At 58.5% G+C, this 24,282-nt stretch carries 24 protein-coding genes and 1 pseudogene; 8 read left to right on the forward strand and 17 right to left on the reverse strand.

Annotated features, from left to right (window positions below; translation table 11 throughout):
* Window positions 1-19: 19 nt before the first annotated feature.
* On the forward strand, window positions 20-1,228 hold the full coding sequence (locus ACVWVQ_RS09340; protein ID WP_457508143.1) for a Coenzyme F420 hydrogenase/dehydrogenase, beta subunit C-terminal domain: 1,209 nt from the start codon (window positions 20-22) through the stop codon (window positions 1,226-1,228).
* Window positions 1,229-1,231: 3 nt separating this feature from the next.
* Here ACVWVQ_RS09340 and ACVWVQ_RS09345 read toward each other — a convergent pair whose 3' ends face one another.
* Window positions 1,232-2,428 (reverse strand): aspartate aminotransferase, encoded by a 1,197-nt coding sequence (locus ACVWVQ_RS09345; protein WP_414412552.1) that lies wholly within the window; start codon window positions 2,426-2,428, stop codon window positions 1,232-1,234.
* Window positions 2,429-2,588: 160 nt separating this feature from the next.
* Between ACVWVQ_RS09345 and der the strand changes: the two genes are divergently transcribed.
* From der to ACVWVQ_RS09360, 3 genes are all read left to right on the forward strand, one after another.
* Window positions 2,589-3,968 carry a ribosome biogenesis GTPase Der gene (der, locus tag ACVWVQ_RS09350; RefSeq protein ID WP_011432890.1) on the forward strand — a complete coding sequence of 460 codons (1,380 nt, stop codon included), beginning with the start codon at window positions 2,589-2,591 and terminating at the stop codon, window positions 3,966-3,968.
* 23 nt (window positions 3,969-3,991) lie between these two features.
* Window positions 3,992-4,456: an SsrA-binding protein SmpB gene (smpB, locus tag ACVWVQ_RS09355; protein ID WP_011432891.1), complete on the forward strand. Its 465-nt coding sequence runs from the start codon at window positions 3,992-3,994 to the stop codon at window positions 4,454-4,456.
* 139 nt (window positions 4,457-4,595) lie between these two features.
* A complete protein-coding gene (locus tag ACVWVQ_RS09360) occupies window positions 4,596-5,801 on the forward strand; it encodes a BMP family lipoprotein (RefSeq protein WP_457508145.1) in 1,206 nt (401 codons plus the stop codon).
* A gap of 11 nt (window positions 5,802-5,812) precedes the next feature.
* On the opposite strand, the gene ACVWVQ_RS09365 is transcribed toward ACVWVQ_RS09360, so the two are convergent.
* Both ACVWVQ_RS09365 and tnpA read right to left on the reverse strand, forming a co-directional pair.
* On the reverse strand, window positions 5,813-6,415 hold the full coding sequence (locus ACVWVQ_RS09365) for a glutathione S-transferase family protein (RefSeq protein ID WP_011432893.1): 603 nt from the start codon (window positions 6,413-6,415) through the stop codon (window positions 5,813-5,815).
* A gap of 171 nt (window positions 6,416-6,586) precedes the next feature.
* Window positions 6,587-7,027, reverse strand: a complete 441-nt coding sequence (gene tnpA, locus ACVWVQ_RS09370; protein WP_414350393.1) for an IS200/IS605 family transposase — start codon at window positions 7,025-7,027, stop codon at window positions 6,587-6,589.
* A gap of 288 nt (window positions 7,028-7,315) precedes the next feature.
* Between tnpA and ACVWVQ_RS09375 the strand changes: the two genes are divergently transcribed.
* Window positions 7,316-8,560, forward strand: coding sequence for an RNA-guided endonuclease InsQ/TnpB family protein (locus ACVWVQ_RS09375; RefSeq protein WP_457508147.1), 1,245 nt, complete (start codon window positions 7,316-7,318; stop codon window positions 8,558-8,560).
* Window positions 8,561-8,573: 13 nt separating this feature from the next.
* Here ACVWVQ_RS09375 and ACVWVQ_RS09380 read toward each other — a convergent pair whose 3' ends face one another.
* From ACVWVQ_RS09380 to ACVWVQ_RS09390, 3 genes and pseudogenes are all read right to left on the reverse strand, one after another.
* Complete coding sequence (locus tag ACVWVQ_RS09380; protein ID WP_457508149.1) at window positions 8,574-9,704, reverse strand: aromatic ring-hydroxylating oxygenase subunit alpha; 1,131 nt, start codon at window positions 9,702-9,704, stop codon at window positions 8,574-8,576.
* 247 nt (window positions 9,705-9,951) lie between these two features.
* A complete protein-coding gene (era, locus tag ACVWVQ_RS09385; RefSeq protein WP_457508151.1) occupies window positions 9,952-10,905 on the reverse strand; it encodes a GTPase Era in 954 nt (317 codons plus the stop codon).
* 218 nt (window positions 10,906-11,123) lie between these two features.
* Window positions 11,124-12,100, reverse strand: a pseudogene (locus tag ACVWVQ_RS09390) (RNA-guided endonuclease InsQ/TnpB family protein).
* A gap of 176 nt (window positions 12,101-12,276) precedes the next feature.
* Here ACVWVQ_RS09390 and ACVWVQ_RS09395 point away from each other — a divergent pair.
* Window positions 12,277-13,998 (forward strand): ABC transporter permease, encoded by a 1,722-nt coding sequence (locus ACVWVQ_RS09395; protein WP_457508153.1) that lies wholly within the window; start codon window positions 12,277-12,279, stop codon window positions 13,996-13,998.
* Window positions 13,999-14,003: 5 nt separating this feature from the next.
* Here ACVWVQ_RS09395 and ACVWVQ_RS09400 read toward each other — a convergent pair whose 3' ends face one another.
* The 8 genes from ACVWVQ_RS09400 to ACVWVQ_RS09435 all read right to left on the reverse strand — a co-directional run bounded on the left by ACVWVQ_RS09400 (window position 14,004) and on the right by ACVWVQ_RS09435 (window position 19,950).
* Window positions 14,004-14,948, reverse strand: a complete 945-nt coding sequence (locus ACVWVQ_RS09400; protein ID WP_011434217.1) for a F0F1 ATP synthase subunit gamma — start codon at window positions 14,946-14,948, stop codon at window positions 14,004-14,006.
* Between the two features lie 70 nt (window positions 14,949-15,018).
* The gene (gene atpA / locus ACVWVQ_RS09405) at window positions 15,019-16,539 is read right to left on the reverse strand and encodes a F0F1 ATP synthase subunit alpha (protein WP_457508155.1); all 1,521 of its coding nucleotides are present in this window, start codon (window positions 16,537-16,539) and stop codon (window positions 15,019-15,021) included.
* Between the two features lie 43 nt (window positions 16,540-16,582).
* On the reverse strand, window positions 16,583-17,131 hold the full coding sequence (atpH, locus tag ACVWVQ_RS09410; protein ID WP_414330491.1) for an ATP synthase F1 subunit delta: 549 nt from the start codon (window positions 17,129-17,131) through the stop codon (window positions 16,583-16,585).
* A gap of 20 nt (window positions 17,132-17,151) precedes the next feature.
* Complete coding sequence (locus tag ACVWVQ_RS09415; RefSeq protein WP_414357036.1) at window positions 17,152-17,715, reverse strand: F0F1 ATP synthase subunit B; 564 nt, start codon at window positions 17,713-17,715, stop codon at window positions 17,152-17,154.
* A 35-nt stretch (window positions 17,716-17,750) separates the two neighbouring features.
* Window positions 17,751-18,224: a F0F1 ATP synthase subunit B' gene (locus tag ACVWVQ_RS09420; RefSeq protein ID WP_414349846.1), complete on the reverse strand. Its 474-nt coding sequence runs from the start codon at window positions 18,222-18,224 to the stop codon at window positions 17,751-17,753.
* Window positions 18,225-18,326: 102 nt separating this feature from the next.
* Complete coding sequence (gene atpE / locus ACVWVQ_RS09425; protein ID WP_235280127.1) at window positions 18,327-18,572, reverse strand: ATP synthase F0 subunit C; 246 nt, start codon at window positions 18,570-18,572, stop codon at window positions 18,327-18,329.
* Window positions 18,573-18,793: 221 nt separating this feature from the next.
* The gene (gene atpB / locus ACVWVQ_RS09430) at window positions 18,794-19,540 is read right to left on the reverse strand and encodes a F0F1 ATP synthase subunit A (protein WP_414349847.1); all 747 of its coding nucleotides are present in this window, start codon (window positions 19,538-19,540) and stop codon (window positions 18,794-18,796) included.
* A gap of 5 nt (window positions 19,541-19,545) precedes the next feature.
* Window positions 19,546-19,950, reverse strand: a complete 405-nt coding sequence (locus ACVWVQ_RS09435; protein ID WP_238376806.1) for a hypothetical protein — start codon at window positions 19,948-19,950, stop codon at window positions 19,546-19,548.
* Window positions 19,951-20,467: 517 nt separating this feature from the next.
* Between ACVWVQ_RS09435 and ACVWVQ_RS09440 the strand changes: the two genes are divergently transcribed.
* Both ACVWVQ_RS09440 and ACVWVQ_RS09445 read left to right on the forward strand, forming a co-directional pair.
* On the forward strand, window positions 20,468-21,055 hold the full coding sequence (locus ACVWVQ_RS09440) for a DUF3177 family protein (RefSeq protein ID WP_457439747.1): 588 nt from the start codon (window positions 20,468-20,470) through the stop codon (window positions 21,053-21,055).
* The gene (locus tag ACVWVQ_RS09445) at window positions 21,052-21,366 is read left to right on the forward strand and encodes a DUF7734 family protein (RefSeq protein WP_414330481.1); all 315 of its coding nucleotides are present in this window, start codon (window positions 21,052-21,054) and stop codon (window positions 21,364-21,366) included. The genes ACVWVQ_RS09440 and ACVWVQ_RS09445 overlap by 4 nt, the downstream gene beginning before the upstream one ends.
* 14 nt (window positions 21,367-21,380) lie before the next feature.
* On the opposite strand, the gene gpmI is transcribed toward ACVWVQ_RS09445, so the two are convergent.
* From gpmI to dps, 3 genes are all read right to left on the reverse strand, one after another.
* Complete coding sequence (gpmI, locus tag ACVWVQ_RS09450) at window positions 21,381-22,973, reverse strand: 2,3-bisphosphoglycerate-independent phosphoglycerate mutase (protein WP_457508157.1); 1,593 nt, start codon at window positions 22,971-22,973, stop codon at window positions 21,381-21,383.
* A 214-nt stretch (window positions 22,974-23,187) separates the two neighbouring features.
* A complete protein-coding gene (locus ACVWVQ_RS09455; protein WP_457508159.1) occupies window positions 23,188-23,706 on the reverse strand; it encodes a tetratricopeptide repeat protein in 519 nt (172 codons plus the stop codon).
* Window positions 23,707-23,745: 39 nt separating this feature from the next.
* The gene (gene dps / locus ACVWVQ_RS09460; protein ID WP_414344460.1) at window positions 23,746-24,246 is read right to left on the reverse strand and encodes a DNA starvation/stationary phase protection protein Dps; all 501 of its coding nucleotides are present in this window, start codon (window positions 24,244-24,246) and stop codon (window positions 23,746-23,748) included.
* Window positions 24,247-24,282 lie beyond the last annotated feature (36 nt).

The following is a 24,282-nucleotide window of genomic DNA, read 5'->3' on the forward strand; positions in this document are numbered from 1 at the left end:
GACCCAGTAAGCAGAGATCATGGGATCCCGTTCACCACGTCCAGCCCGGCCCATCCGTTCCGGCCACTATCCGGCCAAAGAGCTGTGCAGCCAGTGTGGCCTTTGCGATACCCGCTACGTGGCCCAGGTCAGAGAAGCCTGTGCGTTCTTGAACCAGCAACTGACCCAGTTGGAAGAACAGACCCACGGGCGATCCCGGGAATCGCTGCGCTCAGGATCCCTCGCCGTCACCGATACCGATTACTTCGGTGTCTACGAGGCGATGTACACAGCCCGCAAGCGGGATCCGATCCCGGGGGCCCAGTGGACGGGCATCGTCAGCAGCATTGGCATGAAGGCCCTCACCAGCGGCTTGGTGGAAGGGGTGGTGTGCGTGCAGGCGGATGCCCAGGATCGTTTTCAGCCCCGGCCCATCTTGGCACGTACCCCCGAAGCGGTCTTGGCGGCGCGGGTCAATAAACCAACCCTGTCCCCCAATTTGTCGGTGCTGGAGCAAGTGGAGCAAAGTGGCCTCAAACGCCTATTGGTGATCGGGGTGGGCTGCCAAATCCAAGCTTTGCGGGCTGTGGAAAAAAAACTGGGCCTAGAGAAGCTGTATGTGTTGGGCACGCCTTGTGTGGACAATGTCAGTCGCGCCGGGCTGCAAAAATTTCTAGAAACCACCAGTCGCTCCCCAGAAACGGTGGTGCATTACGAGTTTATGCAGGATTTTCGTGTTCACTTCAGGCACGAAGATGGCTCAATCGAAAAGGTGCCTTTCTTCGGTCTTAAAACCAAGGAATTAAAGGATGTGTTTGCCCCCTCTTGCCTCAGTTGTTTTGATTATGTGAATGCTCTGGCGGATCTGGTGGTGGGCTACATGGGATCCCCCTTGGGCTGGCAATGGCTGCTGGTGCGCAATCAGCGGGGGCAAGAGCTGTTGGACTTGGTTTGGGAAGAGCTGGAAACCCAACCGGTGATCTCGCAGGGATCCCGGAGGGCGGCAGTGCAGCAGGGGATCCCAGCCTACGACCAAGCCCTGAGTTTGCCAATGTGGCTGGCTCGCCTCTTGGGGGCGGCAATCCAGCGCTTTGGGCCGCGCGGTTTGGAATATGCCCGCTTCTCCATCGATTCCCACTTCACCCGCAACTACCTCTACGTGCGCCGCCACTATCCCCAGAAGTTGGAGCAGCACGTGCCCCCCTTTGCCCGGCGGATTGTGGAGCAGTACCAACTCCCGCAAGACTGAGGCTCAGCAGTAGCGGATCCCGGCTTCCGCCCAGCGATCGATAGCCTGACCTATGCGCTCGCAATCGGCAATTAGGCTAATCCGCACGTAGCCCTCTCCTCCCTCTCCAAAAGCGCTGCCGGGGGTTACGACCACGCCTGTAGATTCCAGCACCCGCAGGGCAAACTCCGTCGATCCCTCAGGGGTGCCGTCGGCAGCGCGGGGGGTAGGGATCCAGAGATACATCGTCGCCCGTGGCGGCTCGATCCGCCAGCCCAGTTCCGCCAAGCGGCCAATCAAATAGTCGCGACGGCAGCGGTAGCGTTCTTGCACCTGCTCCAGATAGCTATCCGGCAGGCGCAGGGCAGTTTCGGCGGCCTTTTGGATGGCGGCAAAAATGCCGTAGTCGAGATTGGTTTTCAGGGTGCGCAAGCTCTGGATGATCTGGCGATTGCCCACCACAAATCCCACCCGCCAGCCGGCCATGTTGTAGGTTTTGGAGAGGGTGTGGAACTCCACTGCCAAGTCCTTGGCCCCTGGGATCTGCAGCAGGCTGGTGGGCCGGTAGCCATCAAAAGCCAGCTCGGCATAGCACAGGTCGTGCACCAGGATGAGATCGTAGCGGCGGGCAAACTCCACCACTTCCTCAAAAAAAGAGCGGGGCGCCACCGCAGCCGTTGGGTTGTTGGGGTAGTTGAAATACAGCACCCGCGCCTGCTGAGCCACTTCCGGCGGTATTTCTTGCAGATCGATCAACCACCCCTTCTGCGGGCGCAGCATCATCGGGTAGATCTGCCCGCCGGCAATCATGGGGCCGCGAAAATGGGCTGGATAGGCAGGGCTGGGCACCAACACCAGATCTCCGGGATCCACATAGGCCAGAGCCAGGTGGGTCAGCCCCTCTTTGGATCCCAGCAAAGGCAGCGCCTCTCCATTGGGATCCAGCTCCACCCCGTAGCGGCGCCAGTACCAATCCGTGATTGCCTGGCGGAAGCTGGCCGTGCCCTCAAAGGGCGGGTAGCCGTGGTGGGCGGGATCCGCAATGGCCGCCTGCGCCGCCTCCACCACCGGCTGTGGGGTGGGACCATCGGGGTTGCCCATGCCCAGATCGATCAAATCCAACCCCTGCTGGCGGGCGCGGGCCTTCAGCTCATCCAAGCGGGCGAAGACATAGGCGGGCAGCTTGTTCAGCCGCTGGGCGGGAACGAGAGCGCGGTTCATGGCAAGAATGGGGAAGGGGCACAGCCGGTGCCTGATGGGAGGATAGGTACCTAACTTACCGCCAGACCTGCATCCAAAGCAATGATCGAGATTGGCGGCTTTGGGCATCCGGGATCCCGAACAGCTAGGATAGATATCCCAAGTTATCGACGAGCCAACAGTGCCCCTACCTCTTGTGGCCATTGTGGGCCGCCCCAACGTGGGCAAATCCACCCTCGTCAACCGCATGGCGGGGGTGCGTTCGGCCATTGTGCACGATGAGCCCGGCGTGACCCGGGATCGCCTGTACCAGGAGGTGGAGTGGAACGGGCGCCGCTTGCGGGTGGTGGACACCGGCGGCCTGGTTTTTGGCGACGACAGCGAATTTCTGCCCCACATTCGCCAGCAAGCGATGGCAGCCATGGCCGAGGCGCAGGCCGTGATCTTCGTGGTGGATGGCCGAGAGGGACTGACACCCGCCGATGTAGAAGTGGCCGATTGGCTGCGCAAACAACCCCTGCCGGTGGTGGTGGCCGTAAACAAGTGCGAGTCGGGGCAGATGGGCCTGGCTCAGGCAGCAGCCTTTTGGGAGCTGGGGCTGGGGGATCCGATCCCCTGTTCCGGCATCCATGGCAATGGGGTAGCCGAGCTGTTGGAGGCGGTGCTGGCTCACTTGCCCGAAGTGACCGCAGAAGCCGCAGGCGAGCCAGATCCCATCGCCGTCTCGATTGTGGGACGGCCCAACGTCGGCAAATCCAGCCTGCTCAACCGCCTGGTAGGATCCGAGCGGGCCATCGTCAGCCCCATTTCCGGCACCACCCGCGATGCCATCGACACCGTGGTCACCTGGGAAGGGCAGCCCTATCGCCTCATCGATACCGCCGGCATCCGCAAAAAAAACCGCGTGCAGTACGGCATTGAGTTCTTCAGCATCAACCGGGCCTTCAAGGCCATCCAGCGCTCGGATGCAGTGCTGCTGGTGATCGATGCTTTGGAGGGGGTTACCGAACAGGATCAGAGGCTGGCCGGGCGCATCGAAGAAGAGGGCCGCGCCTGCGTTGTCGTCGTCAACAAGTGGGATGCAGTAGAAAACAAAGATACCCACACCATCAACGAGTTCACCCGCGAGATTCGCGACAGGCTTTACTTTATTGAATGGGCGCCGCTCCTGTTTGTCAGCGCCCTCACCGGGCAACGCACCCACAAAATCTTTGAGCAGGTGAATACCGTGGTGGCCGCCCACCGCAAACGGGTTCCCACCGCTGTGGTCAACGAAGTGCTCCAGGATGCTCTTGCCTGGCAATCGCCCCCCACCAACCGCCAGGGCAAGCAGGGCAGAATTTACTACGGCACCCAGGTGGCGGATCGGCCCCCCACCTTTGTTCTGTTTGTCAACGATCCCGATTTGTTTAAGGATAACTACCGCCGCTTCCTGGAAAAGCACTTCCGGCAAAACCTGGACTTTACCGGTACCCCCATTCGCTTTCTCTGGCGCGGCAAATCCGAGCGCTTGGTTGGGCGGGCGGTGCGAAAATTGGAGAGATCCCTGACCTCTCGTTAGGCCCTCTGGTCTACTGAAAGCCTATGGCTGTGGATCCCAACGTCAAAACCCTGGTTGACAACCGTCGCGCCCGCTTCGAGTACGACATCTTGGAGACCTATGAGGCCGGGATCCAACTGACCGGCACAGAGGTGAAATCGATACGAGCGGGCAAAGCCAACCTGCAAGACGCTTTTGCCCTCTTTCGGGATGGGGAAGCATGGCTGCACAATCTGCACATCTCCCCCCATGACACCGCCAGCAAAGTGTTTAACCACGACCCTACCCGCCGCCGCAAGTTGCTGCTGCACCGCCGCGAGATCGACCGCCTACGGGGCTTGGTGGAACAAAAGGGCCTGACCGTGGTTCCCCTCAAGCTGGTGCTCAACCGCGGCTGGATCAAAGCCCATCTGGGCGTGGCCCGCGGCAAAAAGCTCCACGACAAGCGGCAGGCAATCAAAGAGCGGCAAACCCAGCGGGAGATTCAGCGGGAACTGAAGGAACGATAAATTTCTCCCTGAGCCCCTGCTGGCTTCCACGTCGTTTGCCAAGCGCCTTTTTGTATTCTCAGATACAGCGATCTGCAGCGGGATCCCGATGATGGATGTAGTCTTCCGGCTTTGGATCCCTGTTCTGTTGGAGCTGCCTGTGAGCTGGAATCTTATTCGCGCTTTTTCTCCCTTGAAAGGCTTGGCTGTTGGCCTATCGGTCGCCGCTTTACTGGGATCCACCCCCACAACAGCGCAAGAGACCTTCAAAGTGGGCATGGTGCTGGTGGGGCCGATGCAGGATGGCGGCTGGAGCCAGGCGCATGTGGAGGGCAGCGAATACGTCAAGGCCAAGTTGCCCGGTGTCGAGTTTGATTACCTGGATAAGGTGAACCCGGCGGATCGGCCCAATGTGCGCGCCTCCCAGGTGGCGGATGACATGATCGCCCGAGGGGCCAAGGTTATCATCTTTACTTCTGATGACCACAAAGACGACGCGATTGAAACGGCCCGCAAGCATCCCGAGATTGCGGTTATCCATGCTTCTGGGGACATGGCCTGGAAGGAGGGGAAAAATTACATCGATCTGCCCAACTTGGCCAACATCATGCCCCAGATGGAAGCGATGCGCATGGTGGCTGGCTGTGCTGCAGCCCTGGGCTCCGAAACCGGCAAAATTGGCCTGTTGGGGCCTCTGATCAACGACGAAACCCGCCGTTACGCTGCTGCTGCTTACTTGGGGGCCAAATACTGCTGGGAAACTTACCGAGATCGTCCTGAAGAGTTGCAGTTCCGGGTGACCTGGATTGGCTTCTGGTTCAACATTCCAGGGGTTACTTTGGATCCAAGCAAGGTTGCCGATGACTTTTACAACAGCGGCTTTGATGTGGTGATGTCGGGGTTGGATACGCCGGAGGCGGCGGTGCAAGGCAAGCGGGCTGCTGAGGCCGGAAAGCGAGTGCGCTACACCCACTACGGCCTGGCCAGCGGTTGTAACTTTGCGCCCGAAATTTGCCTGGGGGTTTCCTACTACAACTGGGGGCCAGGATACAAGCAATTGATCGAGGCAGCTCGCGCGGGCACCTTCGAGAGCCAATTCCTACGTCCGCCCATCGACTGGTCGGATATCAACAACCCGGACACGTCTTCGGCAGGGTTCATCATGGGAGAAGCCCTGGAGCCAGAAGATAGGGCTAAGTTGGAGGAGTTCATCGCCGGCTTGGGGAATGGCAGCACTCAGCTCTTCAAGGGGCCGCTCAACTTTCAAGATGGCACGCCCTTCTTGGCTGAGGGAGATGTGGCCAGCGAGGTCGAGATTTGGTATCTGGGCCAGTTGCTAGAGGGCATGGAGGGAGCCAGCAACTAGCGGAAGGCGTTCTAGGCTCCGGGGAGGGGGAAGAAGCGGTCGGTGGCTTTCACCCGCTGACACCAGGCTCGGATCTGGGGAAAGGGCTTAAGGTCAAACCCACCCTGCTCCGCCACATGGGTGTAGGTGAAAAGGGCGAGATCGGCGATGGTGTAGCGGTTGCCCACAAAAAATGCTTTCCCCTGCAGGTGGCCTTCCATGATCTCCAAGGCCTCTGTTCCAGATTTCAAGTTCTGGGCGATCACGTCAGCATGGGCCTCTGCTTGGCCGGCCCGCACCCAGAAGCGAGTGGTGGCGATGTAGCGGGCAATGCGGGTTTGTTCAAAAAGCAACCACTTCAAAATCTCGGCCCGTTCCAACTTGTTTTGGCCGTAGAGGGGGGTGTCTTCTGCCAGGTAGACCAAGATCGCGGCGGACTCGGCCAAGACCGTTCCATCTTCCAGTTCCAAAGCCGGGATCTGGCCCAGGGGGTTTTTGGCCAGGTACTCGGGGCGGCGGTTTTCTCCGGCCCTGGAGTTGACTTCAACCGTCTCATAGGGGATCCCCAATTGCTTGAGGAGCAATTCCACTTTGTAGCAATTTCCGGAGGTTGGGATCCCGTACAGTCGCAACATTGTGGTTAACCTCAGCCCAAAGCACCTTACAAAGAACTTCGTCCTAACAACGCCAACGGCAACCCAATCAACAAAAACCCTCTGTCCCTAACACTTTTTTAGCTAAACCGCCGAGAAGCCCCGCCCTCTGTCCGCAGGACGTATGGCCTACGGCCCGCTGAAGCGAACGCGCTAGCGGCGCGGAGCGCTTGGGTCGGGATGAGAGGCGGGAGTACCTTGGTTTTCAATGTACTGGCGCAATACCGAGACTGTTACCCCACCGCATGAAGCGATGAAATAAGACTCGTTCCATGGCACATTTTTTCGGTATATCTTGCTGATGTAGTCCGCAAACTCGCTTCTCATCCTGCGACTAGAGACGGATTTGATGTTGTTTACCAATTTGGACAGATCTATCTGCGGATAGTACTGGAACAGCAGATGAACATGGTCTGCCTCGCCGTTGAACTCAATAAGTTTACAGCCCCACTTTCGGCAGAGGTCATACATGAATCCATGTAATCGCTGCAGCATTTCGCCGGTAAATACCTTGCGACGGTACTTGGTGGTTAAGACCAAATGTGCCTTCAAATCAGATACAGCTCTGCCGCTGGAAACGAAATCATGCTTCATGGCTGGTGACATACTCCCATCACTGACCCTACAGGTACAGCGTGGGCTTCTCGCTTCATCGGGGAGCTACTGCAAGAACCCTCTGCGAGCAGACACGGGATGCCCCACCGCGTAGTTGCACCAGATTCCGGCAACGCCGTTTTGTACAACCATGTTGATTATAGTACAGAATATATCCGCCTTTCATCCCGACCCTCCTGCTGTTGCAGAGAGTGCGGGGCTTCCCGGCGAGCTAGCTAATCTCTGCTGGCGCTATAATCAGTGTAGCGGTTTCTGAGCACGCTTAAGATGAGGACTGCCTATCAGTACCGTCTGCGGCCTACCCCCAGTCAAGTTGTTCTGATGGAGCAATGGCTGGAGCTGTTGCGCAAGCAGTACAACTATCGGTTGGCAGAGCGGTTTAACTGGTGGGAGCAAAACCGCTGTGATATAAACGCTTGCCCCTTAATCTGTCATTTGCCTGAGCTGAGAGACAGGCCTGATTTCTACTCCCAAAAACGGGACTTGGTGAATACCAAAGCAAGGTTCCCCGAATACCAAGCAATCCATTCGCAAGTCCTGCAAAACTGCATAGAGCGAGTGCATAAAGCATTCGACCGCTGGCTGAAAGGCGACCGTAACGGCAAGAGAGCAGGAAGGCCGAGATTCAAAGGGGCGGGCCGGTATCATTCCTTCACCTTTCCCCAGATGAAGCAGGACTGCCTTCAGGGGAAGTTCATTCATCTGCCCAAAATCGGAGCAGTAAAACTGATTCAACACCGTCCTTTGCCTGACGGGTTTGTTATCAAGACTGCCACTATCACCCGTAAGGCTGATGGGTGGTATGTGACATTAAGCCTGCAAGATGCGTCTGTCCCTGAATTAACCCCCGATTCGCCAACATCAGAGAACACGATAGGGATCGACATGGGGCTGGACTCCTTTTTGGTGACCGATACAGGGGAGTCCGTCCCAGTGCCCCAGTATTACCGCCGCGCCCAAAAGCGGCTGGAGAGGCTGCAGCGGTCTTTATCCCGCAAGCAGAAAGGGTCAAACCGCCGTAAGAAAGCCTTGAGGCGAGTGGCCAAGGCGCACCTCAAGGTGGCCAATCAGCGTAAAGATTTCCACTACAAAGTAGCCAAGAAGCTGGTAAGCAAAGGGAAGCATATTGCGTATGAGGCGCTCAACACCAAAGGCATTGCTAGAACCCGACTAGCGAAGTCTATCTATGATGCAGGGTGGGGGCAATTCCTGCAAATTCTCGCAGTCAAGGCTGAAAGAGCTGGGCTGAGGGCGATTGCAGTGGATCCAAGCGGCACAAGCCAAAACTGTTCTCAGTGTGGTCAGAAAGTACCGAAAACCATTCGAGACAGATGGCACTCTTGCCCGCATTGTGGGCTAGAGCTGAGCCGAGACCACAACGCGGCGATAAACATCAAATACAGAGCGGTGGGGCATCCCGTTCTCAAAGCTCAGGAAATGTCCTTTACAGGAGTCACTGAGAAGCCCGCACTCTCTCGCTTTAGCGGCGCGGAGCGCTTTGCGTCAGCATGAGTGCGGGAGCATGTCACCAGCTTTGTTCTTCCAACTCCTGCATCTGCCGGCGGTATTCCCGCCCAAAGGCTTGCAGCAACCCTTCTGCATGGGAAAGAGGCCCTGCTTCATAGGCACGGGATCCCACCCCTTGCTGGGTGAGCTCGCACAGGTGCCAATCCTGTCGATTGGTGCGATCCCACAATTCCACCACCTCGCTGGGATCAAAACCATCCAGCGCCAAGGTCTCCGGCTCAAACAGCCAATCGCAGACAACCCGCGTCCGGTCGGATCCCTGGGGCCACAGAGTGTGGGTCATGACATAGTCCGGCTGCAGGCTCAAGAATAGATTGGGCATAAGGGTGTAGTAGTAGGCTCGCCGTTGGTTCTCGCCTCGCACGGTGGAGATCACGGGCAAGCTGCGTTGGCCACTCATGTTTAGGCTGGTCACATCTGGGTTGAGCAACATGTAGCCGCCCAAAAAGGGGCCTTCCATCAAGTCGTTGCGACCACTGCGAGCCGGCGAAAGGCGGGCCAATTCCGGGTGAATGAGCGGGCAGTGGTAGCACTCAGAGTAGTTTTCAAACAGCAATTTCCAATTGGCTTGAACGTGGTATTCAATACGATGGCCTCGCCGCAGAGCGGACAGGTTCCACTCTCGGAAACGACCTTGCAATGGGGCAAAAACCTCATCGAAGGGCTGAGGATTGCGGCTGAGGTTGACCCAGACGAAGCCTTCCCATTCTGCCAAGGCAGCGGAGTGGAGGGGATAATCTTCACGGCGAAAGTCTTCCACCTCGTGCATCTGGGGAGCTGCCAACAATTGCCCGTCCAGCCCATAGCGCCAGGCGTGGTAGGGGCAAGGGATCCCATCGGCAAAATGGCCTTGGAGCTCGCTGCAGAGTCGGGTTCCTCGATGGCGACAGTGGTTGAAGAAGGCATGGGCTTGCCCCTTGGGATCCCGTACCAGGATCAGGCTTTCTCTGAGCACCTGCACCTGCAAAAAGTCTCCGGGTTGGGCCAGATCGGCACTGCGCCCCACGCAGAACCACTGCCGATAAAAAATCTGCTCAATCTCCGCCTCAAAGCGGCTGGAAGAAACATAGTAGTGGCCAGGCAGGGTGCGGGCGCCCGGTTGAACAGTAGCGGGATAGAAAGCGGTCATAGCGCGGGGCAGCAAAGCAAGATGGGAAAAACTGCCGTTGAACTCCAAAGGCTTTGCTATCCAAGCTAACGCAGGGATCCCATCCGGCATCTATTCCAAGCAGATCCAAGGCATTTTTTTTAAGGCATTTTTGAAGCATTCCCCCCAGGCACGCTGTGCTGCTCGCGCAAATACCCCAGTCTCCTACCCACAAGGGGAGAGGGGGGCATAAGAACTCCGTCCTGCTGACGCAAATGGCTTCTTTCCGCTAGGGGGACGTAGCGCTGTAGCCCAAGTCGCGCAGAAGGTGCTCAGAGCGCCGCCAGTGGGGCCGCACCTTGACAAACAGCTCCAGGTACACCTTGCCCAGGATCAGCTTTTGAATCTGCAGGCGGGCTGCCTGGCCGATCCGCTTGAGCCTTTCCCCCCCTTTGCCAATGAGGATCCCCTTTTGCGAGTCCCGCTCTACATAGAGGGTGGCCAAGATGCGGGTGACGTTGGGGGTTTCTTCCACCTGGTCGATGGTCACGGCCACGGAATGGGGCACTTCCTCGCGGGTCTGCAGCAGCACCTGTTCTCGGATCAGCTCCGCCATGATGAACCGCTCCGGCTGATCCGTCACCAGATCCGGTGGGTAGTAGTAGGGGCCGGTGGGCAGCAGATCGATGGTGGCTTGGATCAGGGGTGTCAAACTGCTGGGATCCAAGGCAGACACCCAAACGACAGGAGCGCCGGGGCGCAGGGCTTGGTAGCTCTCTTGGTGAGCTTGGCGCACGGCAGCATCCCGAGGAAGCAGATCCGCTTTGTTGCAGACGATCAGGCAGGGGGAAGCAGCAGGGATCCGCTCGGCAATAAAAGCATCCCCGCGTCCTGCCGGCACCGATCCATCCACCACGAAGAGGATCACGTCCACAGCGGCAATGGCTGCCTGGGCGTTGTGTACCAAGATTTCCCCCAGGCGGTGGTGGGGTTTGTGGATGCCAGGGGTATCCACCCAGATGATCTGGGCTTGGGGTAGGGAGAGGATCCCCTGTAGGCGGTTGCGGGTGGTCTGGGCCACGGGAGAGGTGATGGCAATCTTTTGTCCCACCAGGGCGTTGAGTAGGGTGGACTTGCCCACATTGGGCCGCCCGATCAGCGCTGCAAATCCCGACTTAAACCCCGGCGGGGCAACCGGGATGGCAGACAGTTCCCCGCCCCCGCTGCTGATAGGATCGGGCACCGATTCCGCTTGTGCTTCAGAAGCCGAGGACTCCGTCCGAGCGGCGTGAACGGATCTTTGTCCTTCAGGGGAGGGATCCCTACCGTCTGGAGGAGAGTGGGAAGATCCGACGCTTTGCTCTTGTAGCTCTTCTTCTGCCATAGCCTTCAGTAAACCACCCGCACTCATGCTGACATATAGAGAGCGAGCTTTCGGTAGCCCTGTAGTTGGCAAGCCAATCACGTTCGCGAAGCGAGCCGTAGGCTTAGCCTCTGGGCTGGTTTACAGCAGCCCCCAAAAGTGCAATCATATTTGCCCCATTCAAGTCCGCATCCCCTTCCCATCCACAATGCTCACACTTAAACTTCTTCCCACTGCGATAGGATCGCGCAGGGTCGGGATGTAATGTGCAGACACCGGTGGCAGCTCTGCGAGGTATGAGCAGGCGGAACAAGGATCAGAGAAACCCCTGCACGCAGAGCCTTGTACTCTAGAAACTGTCTCAGTTCTCCTTGCCAGACAGCTGTTGCAGCAGTTCTCTGCATCTGCGCCGCGAACTGCGTGTGCCCTTACTGGCTTTGCGTTGGAGTACCGCCCTCAACCGGGAGTAGTGGTCTCGGACTCTGTTCAACTGCTGTCCATTCCAGTTGCCCCCCTCTGACGTATGGGCAATATCTGTCCTTCCCAAGTCCACGCCTATTACCCGAGCGGTGTTCTGCTGTTCCGGTAACTTTGCTTCCACGCAAATCTGGATGGAGTAGGAACCTTTGCGCTTGACCAGAGTGGCCGATTTGGGATTGGAGCCTGCCAACTGTTCTCTCTGGTAATGACCAATCGCCAGCTCAAAGCGTTCTCGACCCTCCACCGTGGTGAGCGACACCGTCCAGTCTTTCTCGCGAAACGAAAAGATACGAGCGTCGTAGGTAGCGAAGCCACCCTTGAACGCTTTGACCGGGCGGTTTTTCTGTTGTGCCACCTTGCGAGCAGACGCTGTCTGTCTGCAGACCTGTTGAGCCAAGTTACTGGACAAGCCGAACCGGGCACGGATTTGGTGGTAGCCCAGAGATTGAAGTTTGACGGCGTTGGCGACCTTCTCGGGTTTGTTTTGGTTGACCCAGTTCAAGGCGTGGCCGAAAGCCTCCAAGGTCGCGTCCAACTTTGCGGCTTGCGACTCAGACACCTTGAGCTTGCAGGAAATGGTCAGGACTTGGGTCATAGTTAGGTTATATTATGACTCATTATGACTCCGAATTCCTCCCGGTCCTTGCACTGTAGGCAAAGGGGAGGGCTCCTGTGCCTTCTAGCTGACAATTGGGAAATGGTAAAGAAAAAGTCTTTGCGAGATCCTGCAGGTTTCATTCGCGTCAGCGGTGGGGAGCACTTTTGTAGTTGATGGAAAAGTTGACTTGGCTGAATCTGGGTAAACGCCTTGACCATCCTCTCAAGGGGGGTTGGCCGCGCTGGCTCAGCAGTTGGACGCTGCTGACCTTGGCATTGACGGGCTTACTTTTGATTCCCACTCTGACGGTGCTGCTCAGCCTTTTTGCCGACGAGCGGCAGGTTTGGGAACACTTGGCCGACACCGTCTTGGGGCTCTATGTGCGCAATAGCCTGGTGATGATGGCAGGGGTGGCGGTGGGGGTCATCCTGGTGGGCAGTGGCACCGCCTGGCTGGTGACCATGTGTCAGTTTTGGGGGCGGGCCTGGCTGGAATGGATGCTGGTGTTGCCCTTGGCGGCTCCCACCTATGTGTTGGCCTACGCCTACACCGATTTTTTGCAGGTAACCGGCGGTTTCCAGATCTGGCTGCGGCGGGTAACAGGTTGGGGGATCGGCGACTACTGGTTCCCCAACATTCGCTCGTTGTGGGGGGCAATCCTGCTGCTGATCCTCACCCTCTATCCCTATGTTTACCTCTCGGCCCGGCTGGCCTTTCAGGAGCAATCGGTGGCCTGCTTAGAGGTAAGCCGCTCCTTGGGCTACGGGCCTTGGGCCAGCTTTTTCAAGGTGGCTTTGCCGCTGGCCCGACCGGGGATCGTGGCCGGCTGTCTGCTGGCCTTGATGGAGACCCTCAACGATTTCGGTACGGTCAGCTATTTCGGGGTAGATACCTTTACAACCGGCATCTACCGCACCTGGACGGCCCTGGGCAATCCGGTGGCGGCGGCTCAGCTTTCGGCGCTGCTGTTGCTGCTGGTGCTGCTGCTGATGGCGGTGGAGCAATTCTCCCGCCGACGGGCGCGCTACTATCGCCAAGGGTTCAAACCCACCCCAACCCGTCACCGCCTACAAGGGATCCGGGCGGTGGGGGCTTGGCTAGCCTGTGGGATCCCGATTGGGCTGGGCTTCGTCGTGCCGGCCTTGATCCTGCTCCACATGACCCTGCGGCAGGGGGAGCTGGGTCGCCGCTTTTGGAGCTACGCCCAGAACAGCTTTTGGCTATCCACCATCACGGCTATCATTGCTGTTTCCGTGTCGGTGGTGGTGCTTTACGGGCTGCGCATGCAGGGGCTAGGACGGGCGGGATCCCCGTGGGGCCTGCGGCTGGCAGTGCAGTTGTCTTCTCTGGGCTATGCGCTGCCTGGGGTGGTGATTGCAGTGGGGGTTCTGATTCCCCTAGGGTGGTTGGATCAACTGCTGAGCTACCTGCGGCAGGTGGTGCTGCAACAGCCACCCGGCCTGGTGATCAGTGGCACCCTCACGGCTTTGGTGTTCGGCTACCTGGTGCGGTTTTTGGCCGTGGCTTTGGCCACCGTTGAGGCCACGCTGCTGCGCATTCCCCCCAGTTTGGATGAGGCAGCCCGCAGCCTGGGGCAGGGATCCCTGGGTACCCTCTGGCGGGTGCATTTGCCCTTGATGAGCGGTGGCATCTTGGGGGCCATGCTGCTGGTATTTGTGGATGTGATGAAGGAGCTGCCGGCCACGATGGTGCTGCGGCCCTTCAACTTCGACACCTTGGCGGTGCAAACCTACCGCTTGGCAGCCGATGAGCGTCTCGCGGAGGCAGGGGCACCGGCTTTGGCCATTGTCTTAGTGGGGATTTTGCCGGTGGTTCTGCTCAACTCCCAGATGGCGCGGCAACGCAACCTCGGCTCCTCAGGGGATCTCCTTTGAGAACCCTACAAGGCCTCCGCTCCGGCCACCACCTCCAGGATCTCCTGGGTAATAGCCGCCTGGCGAGCTTTGTTGTAGGCAAGACCCAGCGTGCGGATAAGCTCGCTGGCATTGTCGCTGGCGTTGTTCATGGCCGTCATGCGAGCCGCCAATTCGCTGGCCGCCGCCTCCTGCAAAGCCCGCAGCAACTGGTTGTTCAAGTACAGCGGCAGCAGTGCATCCAAAATCTGCACGGGATCCTGCTCAAAGATCATGTCCTGAGGTGGGGCCGAGACCGCTGCAATGACTTTGCTGCGCTCGACGGTAAACTCCCCACCCCGCACCAAAAGACGAAAAATTTCATCGTCCTGAGTGGCCAACCGCGACGGATCGAGGGGCAACAGGGATTGCACCACCGGACGGGAGCTGATCAAAGAGACAAAGCGGGTATAGAGCAGCTCTACCTTGTCCACCTTCTCCGACAAGAAGGCCGCCAGGAGCTGATCCCCAATCTGGGCAGCCTCAGCCGCCGTGGGGATCTGCGACAAATTCACGTAGGTCTTGGCGATGGGAGCGGAGCGCCGCTGGAAATACTGCACCGCCTTGCGTCCCACCAGGTAAAGCTGCACCTGCTGTCCCGTCTCCTGCAGTTCGCGGACGCGCTCTTCGGTGCGCTTGATCACATTGGCGTTGTAGGCTCCGCACAGGCCCCGATCCCCGGCCACCACCAACAGCCCCACCGTCTGGATGGGCCGCTGCTTCAGCAGAGGCAAGTTGACATCCTCCAGTCGCAGCCGCGTCTGCAGCCGATAGAAAACCTGGGCCAGTCGGTCGGCAAAGGGACGGGTGGCCATCACTTGCTCTTGGGCGCGGCGCACTCGGGCTGCTGCCACCAGCCGCATGGCCTCGGTGATTTTGCGGGTGTTTTTGACCGCTTTGATGCGATCGCGGATACGCTTGAGATTTGCCATAACCTATTCCCTCTATTTAAGGACTCCGTCCTGCTAACGCGAACGGTGGTTGACAGGGATCCGCGTCAGGCTAGGCTGCCTTGGCCACGAAGCTCTGCTTGAACTCTGTGATGGCCGTTTTCAAGATTTCTTCTGCCTCGTCGGTGAGTTGCTTGGTGGAGAGGACGATCTCGCCATACTTGGGATGGGTGGTGCCCAGGTAAGCCAAAAGGCCATGTTTGAAGCTGGAGACCTTCTCCACCGGAATGTCATCCAAATAGCCTCGTGTTCCCGCATAGATAATGGCCACCTGCTGATCCAGAGACAGGGGAGAGTACTGTGGCTGCTTCAGCAACTCCTGCAGCCGTTGGCCGCGGGCCAGTTGCTTTTGGGTAGCCTCATCCAGGTCAGAGGCAAATTGGGCAAAGGCTTCCAGATCCCGAAATTGGGCCAGTTCCACCTTGATGGAGCCAGCCACCTTTTTCATCGCCTTGGTCTGAGCTGCCGAGCCGACGCGGCTGACGGAAATCCCGACGTTGATGGCCGGGCGGATGCCAGCGTTGAACAGATCCGATTCCAAGAAGATCTGCCCATCGGTGATGGAGATAACATTGGTGGGAATGTAGGCCGACACGTCATTGGCCTGGGTTTCCACGATCGGCAGCGCCGTCATGGATCCCTCTCCCAGTTGGCTGCTCAGCTTGGCGGCTCGCTCCAATAGCCGCGAGTGCAGGTAGAACACATCCCCAGGATAAGCTTCCCGACCGGGTGGACGGCGCAGCAGCAGCGACATTTGCCGATAGGCCACCGCCTGCTTGGAGAGGTCGTCATAGACCACCAGGGTGTGTTTGCCCTGGTACATGAAGTATTCAGCAATGGTGGCACCACAATAGGGGGCCAGCCACTGCAACGGGGCCGGGCTATCGGCGCCGGCAGCCACCACAATGCTGTAGTCCATAGCCCCTCGCTCGGTCAGGATGCCCACCACCTGAGCGATGGTGCTCTGCTTCTGACCAATGGCCACGTAAATGCAGATCACATCCTGCCCTTTTTGGTTCAGGATTGTGTCCACAGCAACGGTGGTCTTGCCGGTTTGGCGGTCGCCGATGATCAGTTCCCGCTGCCCCCGCCCGATGGGGATCAGGGCATCGATGGCGGTAATGCCGGTTTGCAGGGGCTCGTACACAGAGCGGCGATCGACAATGCCAGGTGCCGGAGATTCGATCAGGCGAGACTCCGTACACTGGATCGGGCCTTTGCCGTCGAGGGGGTTGCACAGGGGATCCACCACGCGGCCCAAGAGGGCTTCCCCCACCGGGATGCTGGCAATCTTGCCCGTGGATTTGACGGTGGATCCTTCTTGGATATTCCGCCCGGAGCCGATCAGCACGGCACCGATGTTGTCTTCTTCCAGGTTGAGGGCAATACCGGTGGTGCCATCCTCAAATTCCAGCAGCTCGCTGGCCATCACCTTATCCAAACCGTAGATGCGGGCAATGCCATCCCCCACCTGCAGAACTGTCCCCACATTGGAGACCTGCATCTCCTGGTTGTACTGCTCAATCTGCTGTTTGATGATGGTGCTAATCTCGTCTGGGCGAATGGTAGGCATAGCAGTCCTCTCAAGTAATGGGAAGGGATCCTCAAAAACCAACTTAGGCCAACTGCAAGGCAAGCCGGCGCAACTGTCCACGCAAGCTGAGGTCGATCACCTGGGATCCAATCTTGATGACCACCCCTCCCAGCAGCTCCGGATCCTGAGTGGCTTGCAACTCCACACCGCTGGCCTGGGTGAAGTCCATCACCCGCTCGCGAATTGACTGCTGCTGAGCTTCCGTCAAGGGTATCGCCGTCGTCACCTCGGCCAGGACGATGTTCTGGAGCTTCCGCTGCAGATCCAAAAAGCGCCGGCAGACAGCCCCGAGAAACATGATACGGCGGCGGTCGGTCAACAACTTCAGCGCATTCAGCAGCAGAGGGTGGATCTGATCGGCAAATACTTGCTGCAGCAGGTTCTTTTTGGCCTCGGCCTTGATCACCGGGTTGGCGAGAAACTGGCCCAGCTCCGGCGTAGCCCGCAAAACCTCGGCAATAAAGCGCATATCGGCGGCAAAAGTGTCCAGCAATCCCTGGCCTGACCCAAGAGCAATGAGAGCCTCGGCATAGGGATCCACCACCTTCTCAGCCATTGTGCTGCTGATCATACCTTTCTCCTCCTTGAGAGTTAGCGGGCAATCATTTGGATCCCTTTCTCGATCAGGCTGCGGTGGGTCTCTTCGTTGAGGTGCTGCGGCAGCTCCTGCTCCACCTTGCTCAAGGCTTGGCGAACGATCTGCCGACGCAACTCCTGAAAAACCCGCTCCTGCTCGCTGGACAACTCTTTCTCGGCATTGGCCCGCAGCCGCTCAACTTCCCGCTCCGCCTGCTCCAACAACTCTTGCCGACGGGCTTCGGCGTTGGCTTCCGCCTGCTTGCGGATACGTTCAGCCTCCTGCTGAGCCTGGGCCAGCTTTTGCTGCTGATCCGCCAGCTTCTCGATGGCTTCCTGTTTGCGCTGCTCCGCCTGCCGCAGTTCTTCTAGGATCCCCTCCCGCCGCTTGGCCAGGGCTTCTCCCACCACTTTGCGACCCAAGATAAACAGCAAGGTGAGAATGATCGCGATGTTGATCAGGTTGCTCTCGAGAATCTTGGCCAAGAGATCCCCCTCTCCTGCCTTGGCTTCTGGGAGTAGCTCCGTGGTCTCGGCCACAGCCAAGATCCAACCGGCCACCCAACTCCACACAGGCATCGCAAGCTCCTCCAAAAGTACTTCCAACCAGCGATCTAACGAGCACTGCCCAACAGTTTCTGGGTAATCTGGGCGGCAATGGCATCCACCTGCTGCTGCAGCTGTTCGAGGGCTGCCTGCTTCTCTTGCTCGACCTGTAGCCGCGCCGCCTCCAGCTTCTGCTGGATCTCTGCCTGCACAGCAGCCAGTTTCTCGGAACGAATGCGAGCAGCTGCAGCCTCTGCCTCAGCGATCACCTGCTGGGCTTGCAAGCGGGCCTGGCTGATCTCAGACTCATACTGTCGGGTCAACGACACCGCCTTGTCCAACCGCTCTTGGGCTTCCGCTTGAGTGGTGCGGATGTAGTCGCTGCGGCTGTCGATAGCCCGCGTAACCGGCTCATAGAAGAGGGAGTTGAGCACTGCCACCAACAGCAAAAACTGAATGGCAATCAGGGGCAGGGTGGCATCCAGATCGAAAAGACCACCTTTTTCAGCCGCTTCAACAGCCAATAGAGTTTGGAAGAGCATGGGTGTTATGACCCCAACAGAAACTTAGGTCTACCGTCAGGCCGGGTTGGGGGGCGGATATGGCTCACCTCGGCCATCGCTGCGGCCCGCCCCCGTAGGACACTAGGCGAAGGGGTTGGCAAACAAGAGCACCAAAGCCACCACCAAGCCGTAGATGGTCAGAGCTTCCATGAAGGCCAGGCTAACCAGCAGGTTGCCGCGGATCTTGTCTTCCGCCTCCGGTTGGCGGGCCACCCCTTCCATCGCAGCAGCAGCGGCGTTCCCCTGTCCGATCCCAGGACCCAGGGATCCCAGACCAATGGCCAGAGCAGCAGCCAGAACAGAAGCAGCAGAGGTTAACGGATCCATAGTGAGATGCTCCTTGGTGATTGACACAACAACAACGTCTCTTGAGCTTCAGAGGTGATCGGGTCTGATACACTACAGCCTCAAATCACTCCCTTGTCGGCGGCTTTCAGAACCAATCTGTCAGCCCCAACAAACCTTACCAAAAGAAGGGATCCCTTGCGCTGACCCATTTGAGATGATCCTCCCGAAAAGGTTCAAGATGGATCGACCGACCAGCGGGATCAATCGTGGTGATCCCCTCCTCCATGACCTTCCAGCGCCTCTCCAATGTAAGCTGCCGAGAGGGTTGAGAAGATCAAAGCCTGAATCGCCCCCGTAAACAGGAACAGAACCATCACCGGCACGGGGATAAACAAGGGCACCAGCAACACCAACACCGCAATCACCAGCTCTTCTGCCAGGATGTTGCCGAATAGACGGAAACTCAGGGAAAGGGGCTTGGTGAAATCTTCTAAAACGTTGATGGGCAGCAGAATCGGGGTAGGCTCGATGTACTTTTTGAAGTAAGACAGCCCCCGCTTGCTGATGCCGGCCACGAAATACATGATGCTGGTGAGCAGCGCCAACCCGGCAGTGGTGTTGATGTCGTTGGTGGGGGAGGCCAACTCCCCTTCCGGCAGGGGAATTAACTTCCAGGGGAAGAGGTTGCCCATCCAGTTGGAGACGAAGATGAACAGGAACAAGGTGCCGACATAGGGTACCCAGGGCCGGAAGTTTTTCTCGCCAATCTGGGCACGGGCAATGCTCTGCACAAATTCCAGGGCATACTCGACAAAGTTTTGCAGACCAGCCGGCTCCCGCTGCAGTTGACGGGTGCCCAAGATAACCACCGTCAAGATCAGGGCAATGGCGATCCAGCTGGCGATCAAAACCTGCCCGTGAACCGTGAATTTGCCCAGGTGCCAGTAAAGGTGATGGCCGACCTCGAGTTCTGCCAAAAGAGGAGGAGAGGAGAAGGACAGGTTCATGGGCATCACACAGAAGAAGATGAACGGGTCAAGGTCTGGACAAGATGAATGAGCAGGGTGACCTTGTAGGTCATGAACCCCAGGAAAATGGGCAATATCTGTAAAGACTTCACCTGAGTGGCTAAAACGATCAGCCCGACAAACAGAGCCAAACGCGTCACCCCCAAACGGTTGCGGCTTTTGCCCAGCTCCGCTACGCCGCGGCCCAGCATGCGCAGATAAACCACGCCAACAACCGCCCCCAGCAAGTAGTTGGCAGCTACCCCCAGAGAGTAAACCAGGGCCACTCCCACGGCAATGGCCAGACTTACCCCCAAGGTAACCAGCACCAGCCACAGCTGCAGCGCTTCATAGCTCCCGCTGCCAGCAACTGCTGCCCCCCTAGCTCCACCCTTCACCTTCCTCGCCAAATCGGGCTTCCCCAGGGCAAGGGGTGGCTCTGACGCAACTGGATCCCCTGTCTCTTCCTCCCGCTTCGGAGAAGGAGGTGCATTCTCCAAGGGAGGCAGTGGTCTGGGCTTCCACTGGGTCGCCTTCCAACGGGTAGAACTGTGAGAGAGGAGTCTGGAAGAACGGGCCATGGTTTCGAGGTCATGCCTCTCAAGGTTTGACCTTAACCCAAGATAACACGATTAAGTAACAATACTTAATGAGATTAAGTTGGGCCAAGGTCTGAAGGAGACTCCGCTGGTCGCTCAGACAGGCAGCTGGCCTTCCGAACGACAGGGATACTCCTCTGAGGAGCTAGCTAAGAATCTACCACTTTCGGGGATCGGTAGCGGCAAAATGGAAAACTTTCTGAAAGCTGTCTGGTGTAAAGTTTTGCTGGGGATGGTCAGCAGGCGTTAACATTCCGTAACTCTCTGTGTCCCGTCCTGGATCCCCCAGGTTTCATATACTAAGGGGCAGGAGTGGCAGAGGGTGAGGATGACTCCCCAGAGTTGGCTGGTGGATGCAATCTGGCTGGACTACCGCTTGGCAGTGGCGCTGACGGTGGTGATGCCATTGCTGCTGCTGATTTGGGCTTTTGCGGTGGGGTTGCGGCCCTTGATTCAGCTATTGATCGTTTATTGGCGGGTATCGAGCCTCTTGGCGGTGACGGTGTACCTGATGATTGGGGGCCTGCCCGTCAGCTTTCTCAGTGGAGCAATGGCGCGGCTGTTGATCTTGGTTTGTCTTTGGTTTTGGCGGGACTGGAGTGCTGCTCTCGAGCAGTCGAGAAGCTGGGCGGCGCGAGCCTTTTTGCTCTGGCGGTGGGGCCTGACTGGTTATATGGGGGCCGGGATCCTCTTTTCGGGGGCCTTTGTGCCCTGTGCTTTCCGCACTTCTCTGCCAGAGGAGTGCCGGGCTTGGTTTGGGCCACCGCTGGGGTTTCGGGAGATCTTCCATCCCAATGTATCGCCGGAGCTGCTGGGGAGCGTGGGGGCCTGGGGGCTGGTGGCCTACCTGCTCTACAGCCTCTACTTTGTCTGGCGGCTGCGACCCGGAACTGATAAGGGGGAACTGGAAGCATGAGGGCCCTGCCTTGGCCCTTGGCCTTGGAGCGCTATAGCCAAGACCACCCGCAAGAGGTGCTGCGGGTGGAGGTGGAAAGCGAGGGAGAGTCTGATCTGGTGCTGATCTACCGCGGCTACAGCAGCTCCTTGCGCCGACCCACTCCCCCCGATCCCGAAGCGGCGGTGATCCCTCCCCAGGCCCGCTTTTTGCAGTTGGAGCGCTTGGCTGCCCCCTATCACCCCGATCGCTCACGGGTTCTGGCTGTCTATCGCAACTGGGGAGAGCTAACAGCATGGCTGGCCCAAGAAGGGATCCCAGTGACGGAGTAAGGGATCCCTGGCACCTACCGCCCCACAGGACTGGGTTGCCGCTGGAGGATGGTGTATTCTGCCGGCTGCAAAAGCGAGCGTCCTGTCATTTCGGGGGGCTGAGGCAGGCCCAAAATCTCCAGCAGGGTGGGGGCCACATCAGCCAAAGTGCCGTTGGAGCACAACTTGACATCGCCGCCACAGCCGGGGATTTTGCGCCTTTCCCCCTCCACCAAAATGCAGGGAACGGGGTTGGTGGTGTGGGCCGTCCAGGGGTTGCCGTTCTCATCCCACATCAGCTCTGCATTGCCATGATCCGCCAGGATCAAAGTAGTGCCTCCCGCATCTACCACTGCCGCCAGCAACCTGCCCAAACAGCGATCTACCGTCTCCAAAGCGCGGATGGTGGCTTCGTAGTTGCCGGTGTGGCCCACCATGTCGGGATTGGCATAGTTGAGCACCACCAGGCTGTATTCGCGGCGGGCGATGGCCTCTATCGCTTTGTCGGTCACTTCCACTGCCGACATCTCCGGCGCCTGGTCGTAGGTGGTCACCAGCGGGCTTTGCACCAGGATGCGATCCTCACCGGGGAAGGGCTGCTCAATGCCGCCGTTGAAGAAGTAGGTGACATGGGCGTATTTTTCCGTCTCAGCAATGCGCAATTGCTTGAGGCCGGCCTCGCTCACCACTTGGCCCAGCAGGTGATCCAGGTTCTGCGGCTTGAAAAGCACCTGCACCGGCAGCTCCGCCTCGTACTGAGTCATGGTGATGAAGGTGAGATCCGGCAGCAAGGGGCGCTGAAAACCCGAAAAGTCTGGGCAGACAAAGGCTTGGGTAAGTTGGCGGGCGCGATCTGGGCGGAAGTTGAAGAAAAGCACCGCATCTCCCGGCTGCACAGCCCCCGGAGCCAGGCGGGTGGGCGGGATGAACTCGTCTGTGAGATCCTGGGCATAGAAAGCTTCCATCACCTCCGCGGCGCTTTGTCCACGGCCAGGGCCGTCTTGGGTCATGATCTCGTAGGCCTTTTGGGTGCGCTCCCAACGGCGATCCCGATCCATGGCGTAGTAGCGTCCGCTCAGGGTGGCGATGACGCCATTGCCCAGCCATTGCAGCTCTTTTTCCAGGGCGGCCAGAACCCTGGCACCATCGCGGGGCAAGGTGTCGCGGCCATCGGTGATGGCGTGGACATAGGCCGGAATCTCAGCCTGGGCCGCCAGCTTGAGCAACCCATAGAGATGGTCGATGTGGGAGTGAACCCCCCCCTCGGAGCAAAGGCCAACGAAGTGAAAACGGCCCCCTCGCTCTCTGAGCTGGCGACAAACTTGCATCAACAAGGGATCCTGGAAAAGGGATCCTGTCTCTATCGCGTCGCTGATGCGCACCAATTCCTGCGGCACCACCCGCCCTGCCCCCAAGGTCAGGTGCCCGACTTCAGAGTTGCCCATCTGTCCTGCCGGCAGGCCCACGGCCCGACCCGAAGCTTGCAGCAGGGTGTGGGGATAGGCAGCCCAAAGGCTATCCAGGACAGGGGTTTCCGCAGCCAGCACCGCGTTGCCATCGAGAGCATCCCGATAACCCCAGCCATCCAGGATCACCAAAACCACAGGTGCTACCGATTGCGAATCCATGAAATGGCCTCTCATTTTATTTAAGACATAATACCAGCCCAGGCAACACGATACCGGATCTTACATTTACGCTCAAGATTTCAATATTTCAATCTTCTTTTGAGAGGATAAGGAGGTGCCTATAGAGGCAGGATGGAGTCTTTAGCGCCAACCCCTATGGACAACTGTGCCGCGGTCAAGAGGATTTCTGCGGATGGAATTGCAGATGGGATCCTCAAGGGCTGGGCTGCAACCGTTTGCGCAGAGAATCCGAGCGGCGCTTGGCAATGGCATTTTGGGGATCCAACTTCAGGGCAGTTTCGTAAGCTTCCAGGCTTGGGCCGTAGAGATTTTTCTTCTCATAGGCATGGGCCAGATTGTTCCAGGCGGTCACATAGCCGGGATCCGCAGCCACGGCATCCTTGTAGTAGCGGATGGCCAAGTCGTACTGCCCCTGGCTGAAGTAGGCAAAACCGAGGGCGTTGCAGACGGGGGGAATGTTCTCCCCAGCCACTTCTAGGGCTTTTTTGAGCTGGGCAACCGCCTGGTCGTAGAGGCCTTTTTGCAAATAGACGCTGCCCAACTCGTAGTGCTCCTGCGGGGATCCCTTGCCTTTGCTCAGGCGGGGCTGCAGCTCACGGATGACCTTTTCCTGGGCTCGTACCCGCAGCACCTCCCGCAGGACAAAGAAGCCCGCCACGCCGAGGATACTGGCCAGAGCCACCAAATACAGGAGGGGAACGTTAACGCCCATTTTGCTTGATCCACTTGCCTGTGACTGGCCTCGCTGGCGTCACGCCTGCAGGTGAGCCTCGATAAACCAAAGATCTTTGTCAATCTGGCGCGAGATCTCGGTGAACAGGTCTGCTGTGTCGGCATCCCCCAGTTCGGTGGTGCGGTCGATGTTGCGGCGGACGGAAGCTGCATATTGAGCGTAACGGGCTGCCAAAGCCTGCAGGTGATCCCGACCCTCTTCAGCGGCCAGATCGTACTCTGGCAAGGTGGAGGTTTGGGCAACGATGCGAGCCGTGCCGCGGGCGATGCCCCCCAGCGCCGTAACCCGTTCCGCCAGCATGTCCACGTAGTTTTCCAGGGTGCTGGCAAAAGTGTCGAACATCTCGTGCAAGGCGATGAAGTGCATGCCTTTAACGTTCCAGTGGGCCTGTTTCACCTGCGTCTTCAGATCCAACGTGTCTGCCAAGGACTGGTTGAGCAGCTCCACCAGTTGCGCGCGAGCCTCTGCTGGCAAATCGATCTGGGTGGGGTAGAGACGGGTTTTCTCGGCGGTAACCATGGCCAACCTCCTAACTGTGTTTCCATTATCGGGGAT

The organism is Thermostichus sp. MS-CIW-36, assembly GCF_054059035.1.

Coding starts and splice junctions, on each gene's coding strand:
- ACVWVQ_RS09345 (WP_414412552.1), bottom strand. CDS start 2,428: ATGAACCGCGCTCTCGTTCCCGCCCAGCGGCTGAACAAGCTGCCCGCC.
- atpH (WP_414330491.1), bottom strand. CDS start 17,131: ATGATCAGCAGCACAATGGCTGAGAAGGTGGTGGATCCCTATGCCGAG.
- ACVWVQ_RS09375 (WP_457508147.1), top strand. CDS start 7,316: ATGAGGACTGCCTATCAGTACCGTCTGCGGCCTACCCCCAGTCAAGTT.
- ACVWVQ_RS09420 (WP_414349846.1), bottom strand. CDS start 18,224: ATGCTCTTCCAAACTCTATTGGCTGTTGAAGCGGCTGAAAAAGGTGGT.
- smpB (WP_011432891.1), top strand. CDS start 3,992: ATGGCTGTGGATCCCAACGTCAAAACCCTGGTTGACAACCGTCGCGCC.
- ACVWVQ_RS09340 (WP_457508143.1), top strand. CDS start 20: ATGGGATCCCGTTCACCACGTCCAGCCCGGCCCATCCGTTCCGGCCAC.
- ACVWVQ_RS09380 (WP_457508149.1), bottom strand. CDS start 9,704: ATGACCGCTTTCTATCCCGCTACTGTTCAACCGGGCGCCCGCACCCTG.
- ACVWVQ_RS09455 (WP_457508159.1), bottom strand. CDS start 23,706: ATGGGCGTTAACGTTCCCCTCCTGTATTTGGTGGCTCTGGCCAGTATC.
- ACVWVQ_RS09395 (WP_457508153.1), top strand. CDS start 12,277: ATGGAAAAGTTGACTTGGCTGAATCTGGGTAAACGCCTTGACCATCCT.
- tnpA (WP_414350393.1), bottom strand. CDS start 7,027: ATGAAGCATGATTTCGTTTCCAGCGGCAGAGCTGTATCTGATTTGAAG.
- dps (WP_414344460.1), bottom strand. CDS start 24,246: ATGGTTACCGCCGAGAAAACCCGTCTCTACCCCACCCAGATCGATTTG.
- gpmI (WP_457508157.1), bottom strand. CDS start 22,973: ATGGATTCGCAATCGGTAGCACCTGTGGTTTTGGTGATCCTGGATGGC.
- ACVWVQ_RS09365 (WP_011432893.1), bottom strand. CDS start 6,415: ATGTTGCGACTGTACGGGATCCCAACCTCCGGAAATTGCTACAAAGTG.
- ACVWVQ_RS09400 (WP_011434217.1), bottom strand. CDS start 14,948: ATGGCAAATCTCAAGCGTATCCGCGATCGCATCAAAGCGGTCAAAAAC.
- atpE (WP_235280127.1), bottom strand. CDS start 18,572: ATGGATCCGTTAACCTCTGCTGCTTCTGTTCTGGCTGCTGCTCTGGCC.
- ACVWVQ_RS09415 (WP_414357036.1), bottom strand. CDS start 17,715: ATGCCTGTGTGGAGTTGGGTGGCCGGTTGGATCTTGGCTGTGGCCGAG.
- atpB (WP_414349847.1), bottom strand. CDS start 19,540: ATGAACCTGTCCTTCTCCTCTCCTCCTCTTTTGGCAGAACTCGAGGTC.
- ACVWVQ_RS09445 (WP_414330481.1), top strand. CDS start 21,052: ATGAGGGCCCTGCCTTGGCCCTTGGCCTTGGAGCGCTATAGCCAAGAC.
- ACVWVQ_RS09440 (WP_457439747.1), top strand. CDS start 20,468: ATGACTCCCCAGAGTTGGCTGGTGGATGCAATCTGGCTGGACTACCGC.
- atpA (WP_457508155.1), bottom strand. CDS start 16,539: ATGCCTACCATTCGCCCAGACGAGATTAGCACCATCATCAAACAGCAG.